The 20,083-nt window shown below is 35.4% G+C and carries 17 protein-coding genes and 4 pseudogenes; 8 read left to right on the top strand and 13 right to left on the bottom strand.

Translation table 11 applies throughout. The features are described 5' to 3' along the window. The first annotated feature begins 25 nt into the window (after positions 1 to 25). Positions 26 to 895 carry a permease gene (locus ACN6NE_RS20010; RefSeq protein ID WP_129707651.1) on the top strand — a complete coding sequence of 290 codons (870 nt, stop codon included), beginning with the start codon at positions 26 to 28 and terminating at the stop codon, positions 893 to 895. A 15-nt stretch (positions 896 to 910) separates the two neighbouring features. After that, complete coding sequence (locus tag ACN6NE_RS20005) at positions 911 to 1,762, top strand: TIGR03943 family putative permease subunit (protein ID WP_474326828.1); 852 nt, start codon at positions 911 to 913, stop codon at positions 1,760 to 1,762. Positions 1,763 to 1,904: 142 nt separating this feature from the next. Here the strand turns inward: ACN6NE_RS20005 and ACN6NE_RS20000 are convergent, their stop codons facing one another. Further along, positions 1,905 to 2,099 carry a hypothetical protein gene (locus tag ACN6NE_RS20000; RefSeq protein WP_474326826.1) on the bottom strand — a complete coding sequence of 65 codons (195 nt, stop codon included), beginning with the start codon at positions 2,097 to 2,099 and terminating at the stop codon, positions 1,905 to 1,907. A 380-nt stretch (positions 2,100 to 2,479) separates the two neighbouring features. Here ACN6NE_RS20000 and guaC point away from each other — a divergent pair, with 380 nt between their 5' ends. Beyond that, positions 2,480 to 3,463: a GMP reductase gene (gene guaC, locus ACN6NE_RS19995; protein WP_057242603.1), complete on the top strand. Its 984-nt coding sequence runs from the start codon at positions 2,480 to 2,482 to the stop codon at positions 3,461 to 3,463. A 265-nt stretch (positions 3,464 to 3,728) separates the two neighbouring features. On the opposite strand, the gene ACN6NE_RS19990 is transcribed toward guaC, so the two are convergent. Together ACN6NE_RS19990 and ACN6NE_RS19985 are read right to left on the bottom strand one after the other, a co-directional pair. Next, the gene (locus ACN6NE_RS19990; protein WP_474326823.1) at positions 3,729 to 5,084 is read right to left on the bottom strand and encodes a TrkH family potassium uptake protein; all 1,356 of its coding nucleotides are present in this window, start codon (positions 5,082 to 5,084) and stop codon (positions 3,729 to 3,731) included. A gap of 292 nt (positions 5,085 to 5,376) precedes the next feature. Further along, positions 5,377 to 5,718: pseudogene (locus tag ACN6NE_RS19985) on the bottom strand (VOC family protein); the annotation flags it as partial. Between the two features lie 396 nt (positions 5,719 to 6,114). Here ACN6NE_RS19985 and recA point away from each other — a divergent pair. Beyond that, a complete protein-coding gene (gene recA, locus ACN6NE_RS19980; RefSeq protein WP_474326821.1) occupies positions 6,115 to 7,149 on the top strand; it encodes a recombinase RecA in 1,035 nt (344 codons plus the stop codon). A 201-nt stretch (positions 7,150 to 7,350) separates the two neighbouring features. On the opposite strand, the gene ACN6NE_RS19975 is transcribed toward recA, so the two are convergent. After that, positions 7,351 to 7,665 carry an ABC transporter six-transmembrane domain-containing protein gene (locus ACN6NE_RS19975; protein ID WP_474326861.1) on the bottom strand — a complete coding sequence of 105 codons (315 nt, stop codon included), beginning with the start codon at positions 7,663 to 7,665 and terminating at the stop codon, positions 7,351 to 7,353. 67 nt (positions 7,666 to 7,732) lie between these two features. Between ACN6NE_RS19975 and ACN6NE_RS19970 the strand changes: the two genes are divergently transcribed. Next, complete coding sequence (locus ACN6NE_RS19970) at positions 7,733 to 8,185, top strand: VOC family protein (protein WP_474326819.1); 453 nt, start codon at positions 7,733 to 7,735, stop codon at positions 8,183 to 8,185. Positions 8,186 to 8,564: 379 nt separating this feature from the next. Here ACN6NE_RS19970 and ACN6NE_RS19965 read toward each other — a convergent pair whose 3' ends face one another. The 3 genes from ACN6NE_RS19965 to ACN6NE_RS19955 all read right to left on the bottom strand — a co-directional run bounded on the left by ACN6NE_RS19965 (position 8,565) and on the right by ACN6NE_RS19955 (position 11,215). Next, entirely contained in the window at positions 8,565 to 9,902 is a 1,338-nt protein-coding gene (locus ACN6NE_RS19965) for a DUF1565 domain-containing protein (RefSeq protein WP_474326817.1), read from the bottom strand. Positions 9,903 to 10,058: 156 nt separating this feature from the next. Continuing rightward, on the bottom strand, positions 10,059 to 10,532 hold the full coding sequence (locus ACN6NE_RS19960; RefSeq protein WP_474326815.1) for a stress protein: 474 nt from the start codon (positions 10,530 to 10,532) through the stop codon (positions 10,059 to 10,061). A 137-nt stretch (positions 10,533 to 10,669) separates the two neighbouring features. Continuing rightward, a complete protein-coding gene (locus tag ACN6NE_RS19955) occupies positions 10,670 to 11,215 on the bottom strand; it encodes a TetR/AcrR family transcriptional regulator (protein WP_129707637.1) in 546 nt (181 codons plus the stop codon). 511 nt (positions 11,216 to 11,726) lie between these two features. On the opposite strand from ACN6NE_RS19955, the gene ACN6NE_RS19950 reads away from it, so the two are divergent. The 3 genes from ACN6NE_RS19950 (at position 11,727) to ACN6NE_RS19940 (ending at position 14,896) form a co-directional block, all read left to right on the top strand. After that, complete coding sequence (locus ACN6NE_RS19950; RefSeq protein ID WP_474326813.1) at positions 11,727 to 12,680, top strand: alpha/beta hydrolase; 954 nt, start codon at positions 11,727 to 11,729, stop codon at positions 12,678 to 12,680. A gap of 82 nt (positions 12,681 to 12,762) precedes the next feature. Then, complete coding sequence (locus ACN6NE_RS19945; RefSeq protein WP_129707633.1) at positions 12,763 to 13,509, top strand: SDR family oxidoreductase; 747 nt, start codon at positions 12,763 to 12,765, stop codon at positions 13,507 to 13,509. 217 nt (positions 13,510 to 13,726) lie between these two features. After that, a complete protein-coding gene (locus ACN6NE_RS19940; protein ID WP_474326811.1) occupies positions 13,727 to 14,896 on the top strand; it encodes an MFS transporter in 1,170 nt (389 codons plus the stop codon). A 189-nt stretch (positions 14,897 to 15,085) separates the two neighbouring features. On the opposite strand, the pseudogene ACN6NE_RS19935 reads toward ACN6NE_RS19940, so the two are convergent. The 6 genes and pseudogenes from ACN6NE_RS19935 to ACN6NE_RS19910 form a co-directional block, all read right to left on the bottom strand. Continuing rightward, positions 15,086 to 15,793 (bottom strand): annotated as a pseudogene (locus ACN6NE_RS19935) (SDR family oxidoreductase). A 178-nt stretch (positions 15,794 to 15,971) separates the two neighbouring features. After that, positions 15,972 to 16,259, bottom strand: a pseudogene (locus tag ACN6NE_RS19930) (cupin domain-containing protein); the annotation flags it as partial. Between the two features lie 174 nt (positions 16,260 to 16,433). After that, a pseudogene (locus tag ACN6NE_RS19925) lies at positions 16,434 to 16,823 on the bottom strand (class I SAM-dependent methyltransferase); the annotation flags it as partial. A 266-nt stretch (positions 16,824 to 17,089) separates the two neighbouring features. Continuing rightward, on the bottom strand, positions 17,090 to 17,917 hold the full coding sequence (locus ACN6NE_RS19920; protein ID WP_231504547.1) for a mechanosensitive ion channel family protein: 828 nt from the start codon (positions 17,915 to 17,917) through the stop codon (positions 17,090 to 17,092). 232 nt (positions 17,918 to 18,149) lie between these two features. Then, entirely contained in the window at positions 18,150 to 19,178 is a 1,029-nt protein-coding gene (locus tag ACN6NE_RS19915; protein ID WP_474326810.1) for a serine hydrolase domain-containing protein, read from the bottom strand. A gap of 90 nt (positions 19,179 to 19,268) precedes the next feature. Next, positions 19,269 to 19,838: a MarR family winged helix-turn-helix transcriptional regulator gene (locus tag ACN6NE_RS19910; protein WP_129707627.1), complete on the bottom strand. Its 570-nt coding sequence runs from the start codon at positions 19,836 to 19,838 to the stop codon at positions 19,269 to 19,271. Positions 19,839 to 20,083: the final 245 nt, after the last annotated feature.

Below are 20,083 nucleotides of genomic sequence, written 5' to 3'. Positions count from 1 at the left end.
TTATTTCTTAGTTGGAGTGAGTATAATGAGTTCATCTCTTTTACAAATGAACACCATTTTTATAAGTATCTTAATTGAAGCTTTACCTTTTATATTACTAGGTGTAATTATTTCTGGTATTATTCAAATTTTTGTAACGGATGAAATGATGGCAAAAGCTATCCCTAAAAATAAATTTGGGGCAATTGTTCTGGCAAGTGTAATTGGGGCTTTATTTCCAGCTTGTGAATGTGGGATTGTTCCTATTACAAGACGTTTAATGGCAAAAGGGGTTCCCTTATATGCTGCTATTCCGTTCATGTTAACAGGCCCTATTATTAATCCTGTTGTCCTATTCGGGACTTTTGTAGCTTTCGGTAACGATTGGAAAATCATGATTGAACGTGGTGTTGTTGCCTTTCTTGTATCTTTAACAGTAGGTTTAATTTTAGCCTTTCAATTTAAAACGCCACAAGTTAAAAATGAAATCCATGCACACACTGCTTCCAAGAAGATGAGTGAAAAAATAGGAGATGCTCTTAAACATACTATTGATGAATTCTTTTCTGTTGGAAAATTTGTCATTATCGGTGGGTTAATCGCGGCCGCCATGCAAACTTATGTAAAGACCTCTACCCTCATGGCTCTCGGGCATGGAGCAGTATCTTCAAATGTAGTAATGATGGGCCTATCTTATATTTTATCGCTATGTTCTTCAGCTGATGCTTTTATTGCTTCATCGTTTCGAAGTACATTTAATGATAGTGCAGTTATTGCCTTTCTAGTATTTGGCCCTATGTTTGATATAAAAAATACATTAATGATGTTGAGTCAATTTAAGACAAAATTTGTTTTCTCACTATTTGCATACGTGTTTATTCTCGTACTAGTCCTATCTCTACTCATTGTTCATTAATAAGGAGGGACATTTATGTTTAGGGTTTTGATTTTATTAGGCTTTACTATGATTTTTATGCATCTTCATGCCACTGGAGATATTTCAAAATATATAAACATGAAATATTCATGGATTTCATATGGAACGATTTTTTTACTGTGGTTTTTAACTATTGCAGAACTAGTTTTTTATATGACAGGATCTGATGAGAAAGAGCAAGGTCATGACCATAATTGTGACTGCCGATGCGGTCATAGTCATGAATCACCGAACAAGTGGAAAAGACGGGCATGGTACCCTCTTTATTTCTTACCTGTTGTAACTGTCTTCTTTTTACCTGTAGCTACACTCGATTCAAATATTGTTGAAGCAAAAGGATTTCATTTTCCTATTTATGATAAAAAAGATCCTTACTCTTCGCATCAGTTTCTACAGCCAGATACGAGTTCTTTTTATGGAGAAGATGCATACGATAAAATGATTCATAAGGATTTAAAAAAGTTTTCAAAAGGAAAAACCATTAATTTAGAAGATGAAGAGTTTTTAAATGCAATGGAAACCATTTATCGATATCCTGGTGAGTTTACCGGAAAACAAATTAAGTTTAAGGGATTTATGTACCACACGAAAGAATTAAAAGACAATCAGTACTTTTTATTTCGTTTTGGTATCATTCATTGTATAGCTGATTCAGGTGTGTTTGGTATGTTAGTTCAATTTCCGGATGATGTATCATTTAAAAATGATGATTGGGTAACGGTAACGGGTGAAGTAAGTACGATGTATTATCAACCATTTAAAAAGACAATTCCTATTGTAAAAGTAACAAAAGTAAAACGTGAAGAAAAACCAGATGACCCTTATGTATATCGTAATAATCAATAAATAAGAATAGAAAACGCAGGTTAACATTTGTTAACCTGCGTTTTTAGATTGCTGTATAATCGAACTTTTAATAAAAAACAAAAGTTAACTCTAATCTTCAGACGAATTAGCTTACTTTTATTTTTATATCTTTTTTTAATAATTAGCTCTGCTTCTTTCTTCTTAAACTTAAAATTAATGAAACAATGCCTAATACTAACGCAATAATGGAAAGAGTAGTAGGAAGCGTAGCATTGGAGTCATTGTTAGTTGTTTCATTAGTAGCCGTGTTTTCTTTTTCACCTATAGATTCTTGTTTTATAACACTCATTCTTAGTAAAAGTTTAGCCTTAAACAAAGAAAATCACTCAGTAGAGTGATTTTTTTAAATAGCAGGCAAAAACATTAAACATTTTAGAACAAGTGAGAAGCAACACAATGAAATAGAAATGTTTTTTTAGGTGTTAGGCTCCTAGAAAAACCATTATTTTAACTACAATTGTATAGAGTATACATCTTATAAATGTTCATTATCCTTTGGTTTAATTGGTCGTTGATATCCTATATTCTAACATGAGAACTAAGCTTAAATAATTGAGCTTAGGTGCAGATTTGAACTGATTATGTAGCATAAATAGGCTAAATTTTTGACATACTTATAGAAATAAACTATATTATCATAGCACGAACTTTTGTTAGTTTTTAATTATTAATTATTCGTTTTTAGAGGTGTATTTAATGGAAAATGTGTTTGATTACGAAGATATCCAGCTAATTCCTGCGAAATCAGTAGTGAACAGCAGGACTGAGTGTGATACGACTATAACGTTTGGGGAGCGTAAATTTAAGCTACCTGTCGTGCCCGCCAATATGCAAACAATTATAGATGAAAAACTGTCAATTTACTTAGCAGAAAACGGCTATTTTTATGTAATGCATCGTTTTCAGCCAGAGAAGCGAATGTCTTTTGTTAAAGATATGAAAGAACGTGGGTTATTTGCTTCTATTAGTGTAGGAGTTAAAGAAGAGGAATATAAATTTATCCAACAACTAGCAGAAGAAGAACTTTCACCTGAATACATTACGATTGATATCGCACATGGTCATTCAGATGCCGTTATACAGATGATTCAGCATATAAAAAAATACTTGCCTCATAGCTTTGTTATTGCAGGAAATGTGGGAACTCCAGAAGCAGTAAGAGATCTAGAGCGTGCTGGTGCTGATGCAACAAAAGTAGGAATTGGACCAGGGAAAGTATGTATTACAAAGATTAAAACTGGATTTGGAACGGGTGGTTGGCAATTAGCAGCTTTGCGTTGGTGTGCAAAGGCAGCAAGCAAGCCTATCATTGCAGACGGTGGTATTCGTACTCATGGTGATATTGCGAAATCAATCAGATTTGGTGCGTCCATGATAATGATTGGATCACTATTTGCTGGACATGAAGAGTCTCCAGGTGAATCAGTTGAGAAAGACGGAATTCTATATAAAGAATACTTTGGTTCTGCCTCTGAATTCCAAAAAGGTGAAAAGAAAAATGTAGAAGGTAAAAAGATGTTGGTAAAACACAAAGGGTCTATGAAAAATACTCTTATAGAAATGGAGCAAGATCTTCAGTCTTCTATTTCTTATGCGGGAGGAAATAAACTAGAAGCAATTCGTAATGTTGATTATGTTATTGTAAAGAATTCTATCTTTAACGGAGATAAGACATATTAAGAACCTTTTAAGTAGGGTAAAAACCAAATAAGATCATGTTAATTCTTAGAGTTAACATCTTTCCCTTTTTCCAAACTATTTCATTGGATATAGGTGCCATAATAGGCGTCTTTTTTTGCACAAGAAAGGCAATCCCCTACGTTTTCATGAATATAGATGGGATAATATAGTTAATTAAAAGCAGCCCTAAAGAATGGGGCTGCTTTTTTAAGCCTTCCGACAATTATGAACATGTTGACCAAAGTATATATTTAAAGTAGATTTCTTAGCCAATAAGAATCTTTTCTTCTGCATACCGAATTTTAGATTGCTTATTTGAGCGAATTGCAAGCACAAAACCAATAGTAAGAGGCCCCACTCTGCCAATGAACATCATAATCGTAATGAGAACTCGTCCGATAGGACTTAAGTCGCCTGTAAAGTTAGCACTTAATCCAACTGTTCCGGAAGCAGAGAACGTTTCAAACAAAAGAGTAGACATATCTACACCTTCTTCTGTGATTGTAAGTAGAAAGAAAATAATAGAAACAAAAATAATTCCAGAAGTAGCAATAGAAAAAGCTCTATAAACAAGCGATTTAGGAATTCGGCGTCGAAAAACATTAATCTCTTCTTTATTTGTCAATACTGACCATAAAGCAAATAATATTAAGACAAACGTCGTTATTTTAATTCCACCGCCTGTTGATCCTGGGGCTGCTCCAATAAACATAAGCCCCATCATATACACTTTCGAAGGTAATGTTAGTGCCCCAATATCCAAGGTATTAAAACCAGCAGTACGGGGAACTACTCCTTGAAAGTAAGCTGCCCACCATTTATCGCCCATGCTCAATTGGCCTAAAGTATGAGGGTTATTATATTCTAAAGCAAAAATAATTAGTGTGCTCACGACATTTAGTAGGATAGTTGAAACTAATACAATTTTAGTGTGAAGAGAAAACTTCCTTATATTTCGTTTCCGAAAAATATCTGCAATGACAAAAAATCCAGTTCCACCTATTATGAAAAGTAACGTAATCATAATATTTACGGTTGGATCTCCTACCCATTTACTTAAATTGTCTGGTTCCAAACCAAATCCGGCATTGTTAAAAGCCGATATAGAATGGAATATCCCATAATAGATTGCTCTTCCCCAGCTCATTTCTTGTGACCAACGAATAGCTAGGATAAGCGCTCCAATACCTTCCACAGCCAATGTAATTAGCACAACACGTTGGACTAATGCAATAACGCCTTGCAGCGAAAAAGCATTTAGAGATTCTTTAAGTATTAACCTTTGTTGTAATCCAATTTTTTTACCTAGTACAATAAACATGAGTATACCAATAGTCATGAATCCCCATCCACCAACTTGGATGAGCACAAGCAGAATGAGCTGTCCAAATAAAGTAAATGTAGTTCCGGTATCTACCACAGCTAGGCCTGTTACACATACAGCAGAAGTGGCTTCAAAAAGAGCATCAATAAAGCTTAAATGATGTCTATCACTTGTAGCAGCAGGGATCATTAATAAGCCGGTTCCCAGCAATATTAATCCTAAAAAACCTACGAACAAGATACTTGCAGGTTCTAGGTGCTTCACTTTATGTTTTTTGCGTGACTTAGAAATTATCATATTACATTTCCCTTCAAAATATTTTGAGTAAAGGCTTATTATATATCATACCTATTTATTTGAAAATATGGTTATTTTTTTGTGCTCATAACTTTCAAGTACAAGCTTTATGTTAACTAAGATTGCATATCATATATAGTCGAAAAATAGAAAAACCTACTGCTCCTGTACAGTAGGTTTCCCATGTTTAGAATAGGAAATTTGGTGTGATGCCTCACGGAGTCTTGGGTAGTTTGCTCAAGAATCGCATTTATAATTCTTACTAATAAGAGCTGTATTTTAAGATGGAGAATTAACAGCAAGAATTATTTGCAGGTGATTTTTCAGTTGGTCCAACGTTATCCTCAGTCTTATCAACCTCGCTATTTGATTTTGTATAGAAGAATTCTCATTCGTTTCCGTCAGGATCTGTTATTCAAAATTTATCTTGTACAGCGTAGCAGCAAGTTGTATTCATCTCTTCACGAGCAAAGAATCCCTCATTTTCTAATCGTGATATATGAGAATTGATTTCTTCAAGAGTTTCTACTTGGAAGCCGAAATGGTTTACTTGATTACCTTTTACTTCCTCACGTACATTTGAGGTGAAATTTAATCCTGGTTTATCTAATAAGAATTTAGCATAATCTACTTTAAAACTGTTTTATAGTAACTAGGAATATGAGGAATACGTTATTAGTCTAATCAGATTGGTAGATTCATATACATACAAATTTAAAAATGGTTCTTATTTAATTTAACTTATGTAAAAGCATAAACTTACTTTTTATGAATATAAGATATTCTTCTAGCTAGTTTGTAGAAGAACTTTCGTCTTTACAATTAGATGCGTTTATTGTATGATTACATAACAAGAACATTTGTTCGATATTAAGGGTTTAGAGATGAATAAAGGAATAACAGAACAAACTAAGACAGTTAAACACAAAACTTTCTCGCACGGAGCAAAAACATTTGAGCCAACTCTTATTCTTTATCGAAATACCTTGGCGTTTATTGTAAACGTAATAACAATCGGAGGTTTCAAATTATGAATGATAAAAAAGCAGCACTAGATATGGCTCTAAAACAAATTGAAAAACAATTCGGCACAGGATCAATTATTAAGATGGGAGAAGGCACACATACAAAAGTTGAGGCATCTAGCTCCGGCTCATTAGCTTTAGATATAGCTCTTGGAATTAATGGTTATCCCAAAGGAAGAATTATGGAAGTTTACGGGCCTGAAAGTTCAGGTAAAACAACCGTTTCCTTACACGCAATTGCAGAAGTACAAAAAAATGGAGGTCGAGCTGCCTTTATTGATGCTGAACACGCACTGGATCCAGTTTATGCAAGAAAACTAGGTGTAGATATTGATGAGCTGCTGTTATCTCAACCAGATACTGGTGAACAGGCACTTGAAATTGCTGAAGCATTAGTTAGAAGTGGTGCTGTAGATATTATTGTTGTTGACTCAGTAGCAGCATTAGTTCCACAAAAAGAAATTGAAGGAGAAATGGGAGATTCTCACGTAGGTCTACAAGCTCGTTTGATGTCTCAAGCTCTTCGTAAACTATCTGGAGCAATCAATAAGTCCAAAACCATTGCCATCTTCATCAACCAAATCAGGGAGAAAGTAGGCGTTATGTTTGGAAATCCGGAAACAACGCCAGGTGGAAGAGCACTAAAATTCTATTCTTCCGTTCGTCTTGAGGTTCGCCGTGCTGAACAACTTAAACTAGGAAATGACATAGTTGGTAATAAAACAAGAATTAAAGTAGTCAAAAATAAAATGGCACCTCCTTTCCGCATTGCTGAAGTAGATATTATGTATGGAGAAGGTATCTCAAAAGAAGGAGAAATCTTAGATATCGGTTCTGAAGTAGATATTGTTCAAAAGTCTGGATCTTGGTTTTCATACAATGAGGAGCGGTTAGGACAGGGACGAGAAAACGCTAAGATTTTCTTAAAAGAAAACCCTGAAATTAGAGAAGAAATTAGAAAAAGAATTATTGATTTCAAATATAGTGATAATATTAACAACAATAATGGTATTGATAACGATAGAGAAAACGAAAACTAATAAAAGTGTAAAACACCTTTCCCACAGCTTACACTGCACCCCAATTGTTAGATAAAAAACTCTAATGATTGGGGTGTTTTTATGCAAGACTATCGTGTTGCACCTAAATAAGCGCAACTCATATAGAGAAACAGAATAAATCTTCTTGCAATCCATTTGAATAAACAGATACTCGAGGAACGCCTTCACACTTTCGCTCAATTACCCTTTATCTTCATATTGAGCATTAAAATCCCAACCGATGGAATAAGTACCTGCCTCTTCTTCAATACGATTATTAAGTACATGATTTAGACGGTAAGAACGTCGACCGAACCAATGGTTTATTACCAGTATTAGAATCATTGCCAATAAACTTAAGATCCCAAATAACATGGTAATAGCACCTAAAAATCGAATTACAGTTGTTGCAACTGCCGGTAACTTCATCTGAAAGAAATCTACTATCTCTCTAGACAGTGAGACTCGTCCTACAATTTGAGTTCCTTTTACTCCATTAGCGCGTTTGGAAGGAATTTGTAACTTTTTAATAGAATAATTATGAGAATGATCAATAAATTTTCACACATAAGGAGATAAAACTATGGCAAAAAACAACTTACTAAGAATGGACAATGTCGGTATCGTTGTAGAATCCCTTGATGACGCAATTTCTTTCTTTGAGGAGATTGGCTTGAGCCCCGAAGGACGAGCCACTGTTGAAGGTGAATGGGCTGGTCGCGTAACCGGGCTGGGTTCTCAATGTGTAGAGATTGCTATGATGGTTACCCCCGATGGCCACAGCCGACTTGAACTTTCGCGATTTCTCACCCCACCTCCTATATCAGATAACCGAGCTGCTCCTGTAAACTCCCTCGGTTATCTACGCGTCATGTTTACCGTTGAAGACATTGATGAAATGGTATCCAGACTCACTAAGTATGGTGCTCAGCTCGTTGGCGAAGTGGTTCAGTACGAGGACTCGTATCGACTCTGCTACATTCGTGGAGTCGAAGGACTTCTAATCGGTTTGGCGGAACAACTCGGTACCAAGTAAGTGACGTTTTATATAAGGGGTTTACTGAAATATACATTACTAAAATGAAAATATTTGAAGAAAATGCTTATTCAATAAAACGGCGCTTTTCTGGAAATGCGCTCTTTTCACATTTATGTATTAGCAGCAAAAACACTCTAATGGCCTGTGAAGTGATTAGCTAGTTTTTGCTACTAATCTTAATGTAATTACTAACTTTAGTGTAATCTATTGACTAAAGGAGGGAAACCATACTTTGCGGTCTAAAGCAGCTACCCTCTTACCAAGCCCATATTATAATGAAATAAAAAGTATAACCAGCAGATAGTGCAGTGAATAATTTTCCAGACTCAAACAGAATTCCAGAATCCCAGCAAACAACTCAATAAAGAATATCTTCTTAAAAGAAACTTTTATTAAAAAGCTTAGGGGATATAATGGTAGGACTTTCTATTTCTTGCCCCTTCCATATCCATCGATTCGTTGTATCTCTACTTTTATTTAGATATACATTATTACTAAGTTGATTATATTTATTTGAGTAATGAAGATTGGCTAGAAGCAAATTAGATTTTACTGAAACCATAACATTATTGTTGATAGTGTTATGAATTGCATGATATTGCATTAGTAATTGACCACCATCCATGTTCATCGTATCATTTCCGTATAAAATATTATGTTTAATAAGAGTATTTATCGTCCCTCCACGTTTTTTATCATAGCCTCCGATTGAAATTCCCGTAAAACGATTCTTATAAATCATATTCCCTATGACTTGAACATTGCTAGTTTGTTTATCGTAGTGTTCACTTGCAATTTCTATTCCTATATCGTTATGACTTGAAACGTTATGCTCGATAGTAACATCTTTTCCTCCGTCTACGTAGATTCCGCCAGCGGAGTATGCATGTTTATAAGCAGGGTTTGAATAACTGCTGACGTTGTAAATATGGTTTTCACTAATAAGTCCTTCACGGGCTTGGTCATATTTCTCGATAGGAGCTACTTTTTCAAAGCCAATTACGTCAATCCCAATATTATCAACGTTTCGAATTGTATTGGCATTGACCATAAAATCTTTAACATTCCCATTTAAAATCAGCGCTTCACTAAAACCTAAGGTTAGGTTTTCAAGTAGGTTTCCCGATATTTCAATGTTTTGTAATGGACGTGGCGCTTTGGATCCATAAAAAGCTATTCCATGTGCGTTTCCATTTTTATGTGCAGTCTTAACATCGAAAACATGATTATTAATGATTCGAAGGTTTTTCCCACTTCCCTCTACTAAGATACCACATGGTGTGTTTTGTTTCTTAGAAGTAGAAAAATGACCTATATTCAAACCTTGAATTGTTATGTAACTCTTATTTTCTATGCTAACTAGCCCTCCGTCTGTAGAACGCCTCTTTATTTTCTCTCCACTAATAAGTGGCTTTTCGCTTTTATAGTTCCTAAAAATAATAGGCTTTTGTTTAGTACCTGAACGACTAATGATTAATTGCTCATAATAGATGCCGCCCCTGATATAAACCGTAGTTCCAGGTTGAGCTACTTCACTTGCCCTTCTTAGTGTTTTAAAAGGTTTACTTTTAGTACCTAGGTTTTTGTCATCTCCTGTAGGAGAAACGTAGATTTCATGATGTACTATAGGAGTTAATGAAGGTTGATTAGCTGCCTCAACCCTTTGGTGTATACAACACAGTAAAATAAGAAGTATACCAACTGCTTTTTTCATAAGATACTCCTTAAAATTAATGAATTTCACTTATAAGCTTTTTCTCCTTTAATTTAATTAAAACAAAAACTTATTAAATGAAAAAAGCCTTTACCTTGACGGTAAAGGCTTTTTTCCCTGATGGGGATCTCGTTTTATCTTCATCTCTATTTTTAATTAAGGTCTATGAAAATTGACTGTTTTCTCGTCATCTCCTGTGCGTTCAAACCAACCTCTGAAGGCCCAGTTATCATAACCTCCATCACCTTCATTAATAAATGTTCCTTCTTCAAATATCCAGACTCCATACGTAATACCATCATAATCTACGGTATCAAAATACTGAACACCTTGTAATTGATCTGAATTATAACTTTGACTCAAATTCATGACCATTACATTATATTGTTGACCCGATTCAAAAAACGCTTTTTCCATTGCTCCCTTGACGAACCCACTTCGATTGTCGGCTGTTTTAGCCGCATCTGCAATCGCTTGTCCTATGGCTACGGTATCAACTGTTACGTCTCCTCCCACTTCTGCAGCTTCTGCGGAGCCTGCAGAACCTCCTAAATTCGGTAGAGCTAATGGCATCGCTAACACAGCTAAACCTACGGCAGAAGCTACAACAGCTTGTTTCGCTTTTCTCATTTGATCTCCTCCTATTTTTAGGTGATTATTAGAACAATTACCCTTTATTACCATATTAAAACAAAAAGATACTATAATTAAGAATAGGAGGTGGATAATTTTACTCTTTTGAAGCTTTTGTTCAACCAAACCTAGGCTTATAAATTTCTTTCTAAAAGCTCTCCTACTTTTTCTGCCATTTCTCTCGGTGAATATGGCATTTCATTTTTGAGCCACCACTCCACTACGCCAACGTAAGCATTGGCAACAAACTCAACTACTATCTCTTCGTTTTGACCTAAGTTTTTTCCTTTTGTTATATCAACATCTTTTTTAAACTCTTCGATATTGTGTTGAACAAACCGACTACGGAAATATCGAGCTCCTTCACTTGCTAGCATCGTTGAAAAAAACAAATAATTGCTTTCAAGATATTCCATGCAGTGTACAGTCGATTCAATCCAATCCATTTCAGCTTCTGATTCACAAAAATCACTCATGTTTGTAATATGCTCTTCCATAACCTTATCCAACAGATCAAATTTATCTAAATAATGAAGATAAACAGTTGCCCGATTGATATTTGCTCGATCAGCAATGTCTTGAATTGTAATACCATCGAAATTTTTTTCTGACATTAACTCAAGGAAAGCTTTTTTTATTGCTTCTTGGGTTCTAGCTATTCTTCTATCTACTTTCACCATGTTATGAATCCCCTTTCTTTATCAAGATATTCGACAATTTTTATTCATTTGTTGTCTAAGCAACAAATCCAATGAAATCAACGATTTTTATCCCTTGTTTTGCGTATATTTGTATTATAAATTATAGACAGATGTTGTTAAAGCATCAATTGTATTTTTTGTTTAGTGACTAGAAAAGTTGCATAAAAGACGAAAAATGTTCCCTTCGGCTTAACCAGCAAATTATTTTAAAAGTGTTTTTGATTCATTAATACGTATATGGGACTATAGTTGAAAGAGTATTACTAGTCACCTTTTATCAACTGAATATACTATTTATTTTGGGATGAAACCCGTTATTCATACTTTCTAAGCCCAAGTAGATTGTAGACTTGATATACACAAATTATATACCGTAACCCGTATAGGTAAATATGATAATAGCTGAATAAACAATCTCATAGACAGATGGTATGAACAAAGGTGTTCATTCTAGATGAAGTTAAAAAATAAAGGAAGAGGGTTGTAAACCATGGCATCGACAGGTAACTATATTTTTGAACTAAGCGAGAATGTAATCAGAAAGTCTGTTTCATACACGAACAGATTTGGAATTAACATTGCAGCAGATCTTTACTTACCAAAAGACTGTGATGATTCAAAAAAGCATGCAGCCGTTATTATCGGTTCGCCTTATGGTGGCGTTAAAGAACAAGGTGCTGGTATTTATGCTCAAAACATGGCAGAGCGTGGATTTGTCGCCCTAACCTTTGATCCATCGTACAACGGATATAGCGGCGGAGAGCCTAGACACCTTTCCTCACCGGATTTGTTCGTAGAGGATTTCAGTGCAGCCGTTGATTATGTAGGTACACGTCCATTTGTAGATAGAAATCAAATTGGTGCTATCGGTATGTGTGGAAGCGGCGGTTTTGCAATTAGTGCAGCTCAGGTTGACAGACGAATCAAGGCCGTAGCTACGGTCAGCATGTACGATATCTCTCGTGCGCAATCTCAAGGTTTCAACGATACATTAACTGAGAAAGAGCGTAACGAGATGCTTGATGCAATTGCTGAACAACGTTATGCGGAGTTTGAAGGCGGCCAACCAGTACTGACTCCAAGAGGAGCACCAATTGGATTTGACGACAATACAGATCCTATTGGCCGTGAGTTTGGTGAGTTCTATTCTACACCTCGCGGATATCATCCAAACTCAATTACGCAATTTACTATAACAAGCAGCATGTCATTTATGAACTTCCCTCTTATGACGTATATTAAGTCAATTTCGCCAAGACCGATTTTATTCATTATAGGAGAGCAGGCTCACTCTCGCTATTTTAGTGAAGATGCGTATGAAATGGCAGCAGAGCCTAAAGAATTATACGTTGTTCCAAATGCAGGACACGTTGATTTATACGATAAAACGAACCTTATTCCATTCGATAAGTTGAAGACATTCTTTACCGAGAATTTGAAGTAATGATTACTTCAAAGAGGAGGATTTAGTCAGAATGGATACACTAAAACCCCATTATTAATGTTTGAAAGGATGAAAAAACGAAATGACAATTGAAAACAAAGTAGTTGTAATTACAGGTGCAAGTTCAGGTATTGGTGAAGCTACAGCTAAGCTATTAGCTGAAAAAGGTGCAAAAGTTGTACTTGGTGCGAGACGTGAAGAGCGTTTAGGAAAATTAGCTGAAGAAATCAAATCGAATGGCGGCCAAGTGGCATATCGCGTTACAGATGTTGTTGATCCAGAGGATAGCAAGCAGCTTGTTCAACTCGCTAAAGACACGTTTGGTGGTTTCGATGTAATTTTCTTGAATGCTGGATTAATGCCTAATTCACCACTTTCAGAATTAAAAACGGACGAGTGGAACAGTATGGTCGATGTTAATATTAAAGGTGTATTGAATGGTATTGCAGCCGTGTTACCAACATTTACATCGCAAAAATCTGGACATATTATTACTACTTCATCAGTAGCAGGTCTTAAAGCTTATACAGGCGGAGCAGTTTATGGTGCAACAAAGTGGGCTGTGCGTGACTTGATGGAAGTTTTGCGTATGGAATCAGCCCAAGAAGGTACGAATATCCGCACCGCAACGATTTATCCAGCCGCCATTAACACAGAATTGTTGGATACGATTACGGATAAGAATAGCTCTGAAGGTATGACGGCGTTGTACGAACAATATGGTATTTCACCAGATCGTGTTGCCAATGTTGTTGCATTTGCGATTGATCAGCCGGAAGATACGAACGTCAATGAGTTCACTATTGGACCGACAAGTCAACCTTGGTAATAATTAAAAGGCACGATAAAGAGTTCAATTTCTCAATCGTAAGGCTGAGAAATTGAACTCTTTCTTTTTACATCTTCTTAACGCTATAAATTCTTATTTACTCCACCTAGAGGCTAATGCTAAACACATTCATGCTTTGATAAGGTGTCACGTTTGAAAAAGAATATGTACCAACACTGATACTATATTACACATAGATAATGAGAGGAGTTTTCTTTTGGTTAAACGAAATAAATTGCTTATTTTAATATTGACCGTAGGAGTTTTTGGAATCATTAACACCGAGATGGGAGTAATCGGAATATTACCTGACATTGCTGAACACTTTCATATCAGTGTTTCTAAGGCTGGATGGCTAGTGAGTGCCTTTGCACTTACTGTTGCACTGTGTGGTCCAACGATGCCGCTATTGTTTTCAAAGATAAGTCGAAAGGCGGTTATGCTGCTTGTACTCGGTATTTTTCTTGTAGGTAACATTGTTTCTTTGTTTGCAACAAACTTTACCGTTGCACTAATTGCTCGTGTCATTCCAGCCATCTTTCACCCTATTTATTTTTCAGCAGCGTTTACGATAGCTGCTAACACGGTTAAGAAGGAAGAAGCTCCAAAAGCTGTTGCTAAGGTACTTATGGGCGTCTCTGCTGGTATGGTATTAGGTGTGCCCATCGCAAGTTTTTTAGCGAGTAGCGCTTCGCTTCAAACAGCTATGTTGTTTTTCGCTATTGTGAATGCTTTAACATTTATGGCTACATTACTATATTTTCCTTCCATGCCTGTTAAAGAAAGTCTTTCTTACGGTGCACAAGTGAGTGTATTGCGCAAAAAAATCACGTGGCTTTCTATAGGAACTGTTGTTTTAATTAATTCAGCCATATTTGGCGTATATAGTTACCTTGCCGAGTATCTAAAAACGGTTACGAAACTGTCTCCTACTATCGTTAGTTTAATATTAGTTGTATTTGGCGTAGCAAACATTATAGGAAATATTGTGGCAGGAAAATTATTAACAAAAGATATAATTAAGCCTGTTGCTGCTTACCCATTCTTATTAGGAATCGTTTATATTATTCTTTTCTTAACCGGACAATTCACTGTACCTATGGTAATTATTACGTTAGTTTGGGGAATATTCGCTGGTATCGGGAACAACATTAATCAGTATTGGATTACATCTGCAGCTCCTGAAGCTCCGGATTTTGCTAATGGATTATTTGTAACATCCGCTAATATAGGAACCACAGTTGGTACAGCTGCAGGTGGAGTGTTTATTTCACAATTAGGTACCCAATACGTTATATTAGTGGGAATTCTATCATTGATCCTAAGCTTAATAACTATCTTTTTAAGAGTCTACAGATTCGCCCCTGTACAAAAACTCTCTAAATGAGCTATGTGATTATTAATTTACTACGTCCCTTATTCTTAACAGAAACTAACATCATTCTTTATTATAAAAGCATATATCTAAAACCTAAGCCCTTTCTGAAGAAAGGGCTTAGGCTTTAAGTAATAATCTATTTAGTTTTACATACAGCTTTTCTCTTTATCAATCCTGTTTGGTCTTTACTCACGTTTGTTACCAATCGATTTGTTTCTTATCTCTGAAAAACTTTCCGTTAGGTCCTTCAGGGCCAATTGTGGCTAGCCATAAAATAGATTTAGCTGTTTCTTCAGGCATTCTCGGAGCAGAGGGTCCTCCCATATCTGTACTGACCCACCCCGGATCAGCAGCATTTATTTTAATATTGCCTTTCACTTCTGCAGCTATCAACCGGGTTAATCCATTTAAAGAAAACTTAGATAATTTATAAGCGCCCACTCCTGGACTGGATAACGCTCTCATTTCTCCATATTCTGAAGATATATTGATCACTCTTCCATACCCTCTCTTTTCCATGAGCGGGATAATAGAACGCATAACATAGAGTGGACCAAAGAAATTTGTTTTCATCGTTTTCTCTACAATAGAGGGATCCATATCTAACAAGTGTTGATGTTCATCCAAGTACACGCCAGCATTATTAATTAATACGTCTATTCTTCCGTATTGCTCATGTACTTTAGTAGCTGCCTGTTCGATACTTTTTTGGTCATCTACATCCATTAAGACAAATGAAACATCTATATTTAATTCTCTAAGTTATTGCGTAACTTTATCACCGCTTTCTGAACTTCGGCTAGTCAAAATAACTTTAAAACCACTCGAAGCTAATTGCTTGACCAACTCATATCCAATTCCTCGGTTGCCTCCTGTAACAAGCGCAACTTGTTTTTCATCCGACATTTATCCCCCTCCACATTCTAAAGAATTCTACGAGTGCTAGCACAAAATTAATCGTGTTTAAAGACAATTAGTTTTTTTACTTTTTTTGCAAAATCATTTAGTTGAAAATAAGACATTGAGTTTGAAAGCAAGAAAGCGAATAATCATGAAAGCAGTTTCTTAAAACAACATATATACGTCATGCGTATAGCTTATTAAACCATTCATCATCGACAGGTTCTAGCCACTCCGTTTCTCCTGGTGTCATTGCTAAGTGCACAAAGCAGCTATCCTTTGTTGCACCATGCCAATGTTTCACATTGGGTGGAATGTTCACAACATCACCTTTTTTAAGTAATTGTGCTGATTTTCCTTCTTCTTGATACCAGCCTTCCCCACCTGTTATTAATAGTACTTGTCCACCTTTATGGGAGTGCCAGTTATTACGAGCTCCGGGAGCAAAAGTTACATTACCAATAGGTGTATTAAGCGGTTCTTCATCATTTTCCAACGTGTTTTTAGTTCCATCATAAGGTAATTTATTAACCACTTGTAATTCTTTCTCATCTTCTCCAAATAAATAGAGAGCAGGATTCGCAAAGCCGGATAGCAGAACGCCACCTTTTTTAAGAACTCTAAAACATTCTTGACAAACGTGTTCAACATCTTGAATATAGCAGTTTGATACGGGATTAAAAATCATATCAAACGTCTCATCTTCAAAAGGAAATGTCTTACTCATATCTCCATTAACTAAATCAATACAATACCCTTCTCTAGTGGCCACCATTTTTTCTAATTCTAATTGCTTATCAGAGTAGTCAAAAACCGTAACTTCCGCGTGTTGTGCTGCAAAAACTGGGCATTGCTGTCCTCCTCCGCTAGCAAGTCCCAATATTTTTGCTTTTTTAAATGGAATAAACCAGTTATGTGGAACAGCCTTACAAGGTGTTAAGTAAATATCAAAAATACCTTGAGTTGCATCTACAAAGTCTTGATGATTAATAGCTAATGACCATTCTCCTCCAGCTGAAGCCCACTCATCCCACATTTCGGAGTTTATTTTTGTATAATTAGCTTTTTGTGACATAGTTAATCTCCCTGTACCTTTTTGAGTATTTTGTTTAATTTTACCATATTACTAGAAAAATAATTTATATGTACTAATTAATTTGTTCTGTTTCAGATAATTAATCTGTACTGGAGAAGTACTTAATAGATATTTTTTAAAATACAAAACACCCTTTTAAAAAATCAGAAGGGTGTTTGTATCTTAAATATAAAAGCTTGTATATAAACAAGGTACGAGTTTTATTTTTAATGGCTTGTCTCGAAGCTTTCAGCCATCATTAGGTCATTTTTGTAGGCAGCCATTGCGAGTTCATATCTCACCTTTTGGCCCGCTTCTACAAAATCAGCTTCCTTCACAAGGCCTGATAATGAATATTGGTGACCTTTAAAATCTACGTTCAGTTCAGTAATTTGATTGAATTGAAAGCTCTCTATAGGAATTCCATTCACATCTTTCAACAAATATTGACCATATTTCTCGTTACATGTTTGTGCTACTTGCTCCATTACTTTGAAGGCATCGTCCGGATTTTGTCTATAGTTGAGAATAAGACTTTCATTTACCCGGCGTCTTCCTCGGGTTCCGTTCTGAAGTTCCGTAATGTTGCTATATGAGACTGTATAGAGGTATCCGTCATACTGACGAATCTTTAGATAGCGCATAGTAATTTCTTCTATTTTCCCTTGGCGGTTTCCGTTGAGAATAACATAATCTCCGTGATGGATCTGGCGTTCAAACAAGTAAGTCAATCCCATTATATAATCACGAATGATATGCTGGAGAATTATGGCCAGGGCACTGGCTAACACTACCGAACTAGTGAGAATCTTTCCGAAGTCAAAGAAATGGCTAAGCACATAAATAAAGAAAAAAGCCAATCCCACTACTCTTGTTACCTGATTAGAAAAGTGCATCAGCGTCTCTTCTCGTTTTTCATCTAAAAAGCTCGTTTTATCAAAGAAAAGCTTGATGAATTTGCGAATAAAATAAACGATAAGTATAATCAGCAGCGCTACCGTTAAAACCTTTACGGGAAACTGCTGAAAAAATTCAGTAAAAACCAACTTACCCACTCCTTATTTCTAACACTATACCAAACGAATGTATGTAAAGACAAAAATCTTCTGCTCTTCACAAACCTTAATGATAATAGCACGGTTTCATCAAAAAAAGAAGCGGTATCTACGCTTCTTGAAGAGCAGTTATATTGGGCAATAAAAAACATAAATGTAGTGATGCTTATGCAAGCAATAATAAAATATCTACGTAAATTAAAATTAAAGAGATAAGGTGCACTGTAATAGACTAATTCTCACAATTTTTTTGCAGGCTTTCTAATAAAGACATTCCTATATTCTCATCATCATTTCTGCCTAGTCTATAATTAGCCAAAACGACGGAAGCAACTTTCTTTTCTTTATCAATCCCTAAAAATGAGCTGAAGCATCCTGTTCCACCGCCGTGCAGCATCACGTTACTGTTTTTCTTTAAAAGCAACCATCCAAGACCCATATCAAACTTCTTTGTTCCATTTCCATGTTTTTTATGACAAGAAGAAAGATATGGTTTATCTTCGTACATATTTATTTTTGCGTATTTAAGTAAATCCTCAGCGGTTGAGGATACTGCCCCCGCAGGTGATATAAAATTTTCTTTGTCCCACTGCCAGTTGCCGCAATCATTATGTTTGCGGTCATAACCCTGTAAATTATTATTTGAAGTGCCTAAACACGTATCCTTTAGTCTAAGCTCATTATGAAGAAAGTCATTCATAGTGTCCCAATATCCTCTGCCTGAGATAGTTCCTAACACATACCCAATAAGTGAAATACCGAAATTAGAATATTTCCATGAATAATCTACTTCTTTCAATTTAGTTCTTTCAATTAGCATCTTCATTTTGTTAAAATCCATATGCAGCGGATTATTTTTGTTCAAATCATTTCCGCCAAAAGTCACACCTAACATTAGTTTAAAATACTCTCGTTTATTTAAAGGTAATCTCGCTGAATATCCAGAAGAGTGCGTAGCAAGGAGGAGCAGTGTAGGGTAATACGTGTCTTCTTTAAGTTCTTTTATGTATTTTTGGATAGAATCGTTTAGTGACAGCTTGTTTTCAGATACATATTTTGATAGCAGCGAGACAGTGAAAGTTTTCGTAATAGAACCAATTTCGTAATGATATTTTTTTGATGGATCTATTTCACCGCTTTCGTTATAAGTTTTTGTAACAGGCTGATTGTCCTTTAAGTAGCCAACGGTTAATTTTAAGTGTTTTTTTCCTTTACAGGTTTTATTAATTAATGATAATGTTTCGTCGCTGATTTCAAACATAATGATTGCTCTCCTTTATTCTTTATTTCAAAAATCGTTAAAAGGATTGAACAGTCTGCTTTAAGATAAAGTAGCCTATCGGATTTATTTTTATGTGTTCTTCCTCATATTATTAATTGCTTCTCTTCTTCGACTTTTAAGCTCCCTTATTACTCTCAACTGTAATTCAGTGTGATCTTCATCCATTTCTACGTTACCTTCTTCTTCAAATCCATCATGTTCTTCCCCATCAAAGCTATAAAGTTTCTTTAAAAGCTTCCACATTATTTCCAACTCTTCAGTTGAGAACTTGTTAAAAAGTTCTTCTAAAAAGAAGATTCCTTTTTCTGAAACAACAAGCAGTGCCTCTTTTCCCGCTTTTGTAATTTCTACGTTAACTGCACGCTTGTCTTTACTGCTAGGAACTATGTCGACATAACCCTTCTTTTCCACAATGGTAATTAACTGTTTGACGCTTTGTTTTGTGGTTCCTAATTTTCTAGCAATATTATTCAACGTTGTTTCACCTTCAGGTAAATGAGCAATTGCCACCATCGCCATATGCTGTCTTGATGTTAAAAGTTTAAGAGATTTATCACCCTTTACTTGAATTTTATTTGCCAGAGAAAATAAGGTAGCGTAAGTTTGCTGCATTAAGAAAAGCTCTTTATAAATATCCATATCCACCCTCCATTTTAGACAGTATATTGTCTAAAATAAGAATAGTATATTTTGGTAATTAAGTCAATGTACTGTCTATTTTAATTTTGACTATTCTAAGGAGACTATTCTGTTACATTAAAGTAGGCAAAGAAATAATGATCGTTTGTAAGCAAAAGTTGTCCTTTCTTTATCTAATTAGATATACTAAAAAGGCACTCTAATTTAATATTACTTTAAAAAAATGTAAGAAAACCGATATGAAG

It is taken from the genome of Priestia sp. 53B2, assembly GCF_056099005.1.
Note: the sequence above shows the minus strand (reverse complement) of the source record. Positions and strands in the feature narration are given on the sequence as shown.

What these genes read in the sequence shown, in the direction of transcription:
- ACN6NE_RS20010 (WP_129707651.1), top strand. Translation starts at nt 26, where the DNA reads ATGAGTTCATCTCTTTTACAAATGAACACCATTTTTATAAGTATCTTA.
- ACN6NE_RS20005 (WP_474326828.1), top strand. Translation starts at nt 911, where the DNA reads ATGTTTAGGGTTTTGATTTTATTAGGCTTTACTATGATTTTTATGCAT.
- guaC (WP_057242603.1), top strand. Translation starts at nt 2,480, where the DNA reads ATGGAAAATGTGTTTGATTACGAAGATATCCAGCTAATTCCTGCGAAA.
- ACN6NE_RS19990 (WP_474326823.1), bottom strand. Translation starts at nt 5,084, where the DNA reads ATGATAATTTCTAAGTCACGCAAAAAACATAAAGTGAAGCACCTAGAA.
- recA (WP_474326821.1), top strand. Translation starts at nt 6,115, where the DNA reads ATGAATGATAAAAAAGCAGCACTAGATATGGCTCTAAAACAAATTGAA.
- ACN6NE_RS19970 (WP_474326819.1), top strand. Translation starts at nt 7,733, where the DNA reads ATGGCAAAAAACAACTTACTAAGAATGGACAATGTCGGTATCGTTGTA.
- ACN6NE_RS19965 (WP_474326817.1), bottom strand. Translation starts at nt 9,902, where the DNA reads ATGAAAAAAGCAGTTGGTATACTTCTTATTTTACTGTGTTGTATACAC.
- ACN6NE_RS19960 (WP_474326815.1), bottom strand. Translation starts at nt 10,532, where the DNA reads ATGAGAAAAGCGAAACAAGCTGTTGTAGCTTCTGCCGTAGGTTTAGCT.
- ACN6NE_RS19955 (WP_129707637.1), bottom strand. Translation starts at nt 11,215, where the DNA reads ATGGTGAAAGTAGATAGAAGAATAGCTAGAACCCAAGAAGCAATAAAA.
- ACN6NE_RS19950 (WP_474326813.1), top strand. Translation starts at nt 11,727, where the DNA reads ATGGCATCGACAGGTAACTATATTTTTGAACTAAGCGAGAATGTAATC.
- ACN6NE_RS19945 (WP_129707633.1), top strand. Translation starts at nt 12,763, where the DNA reads ATGACAATTGAAAACAAAGTAGTTGTAATTACAGGTGCAAGTTCAGGT.
- ACN6NE_RS19915 (WP_474326810.1), bottom strand. Translation starts at nt 19,178, where the DNA reads ATGTTTGAAATCAGCGACGAAACATTATCATTAATTAATAAAACCTGT.
- ACN6NE_RS19910 (WP_129707627.1), bottom strand. Translation starts at nt 19,838, where the DNA reads ATGGATATTTATAAAGAGCTTTTCTTAATGCAGCAAACTTACGCTACC.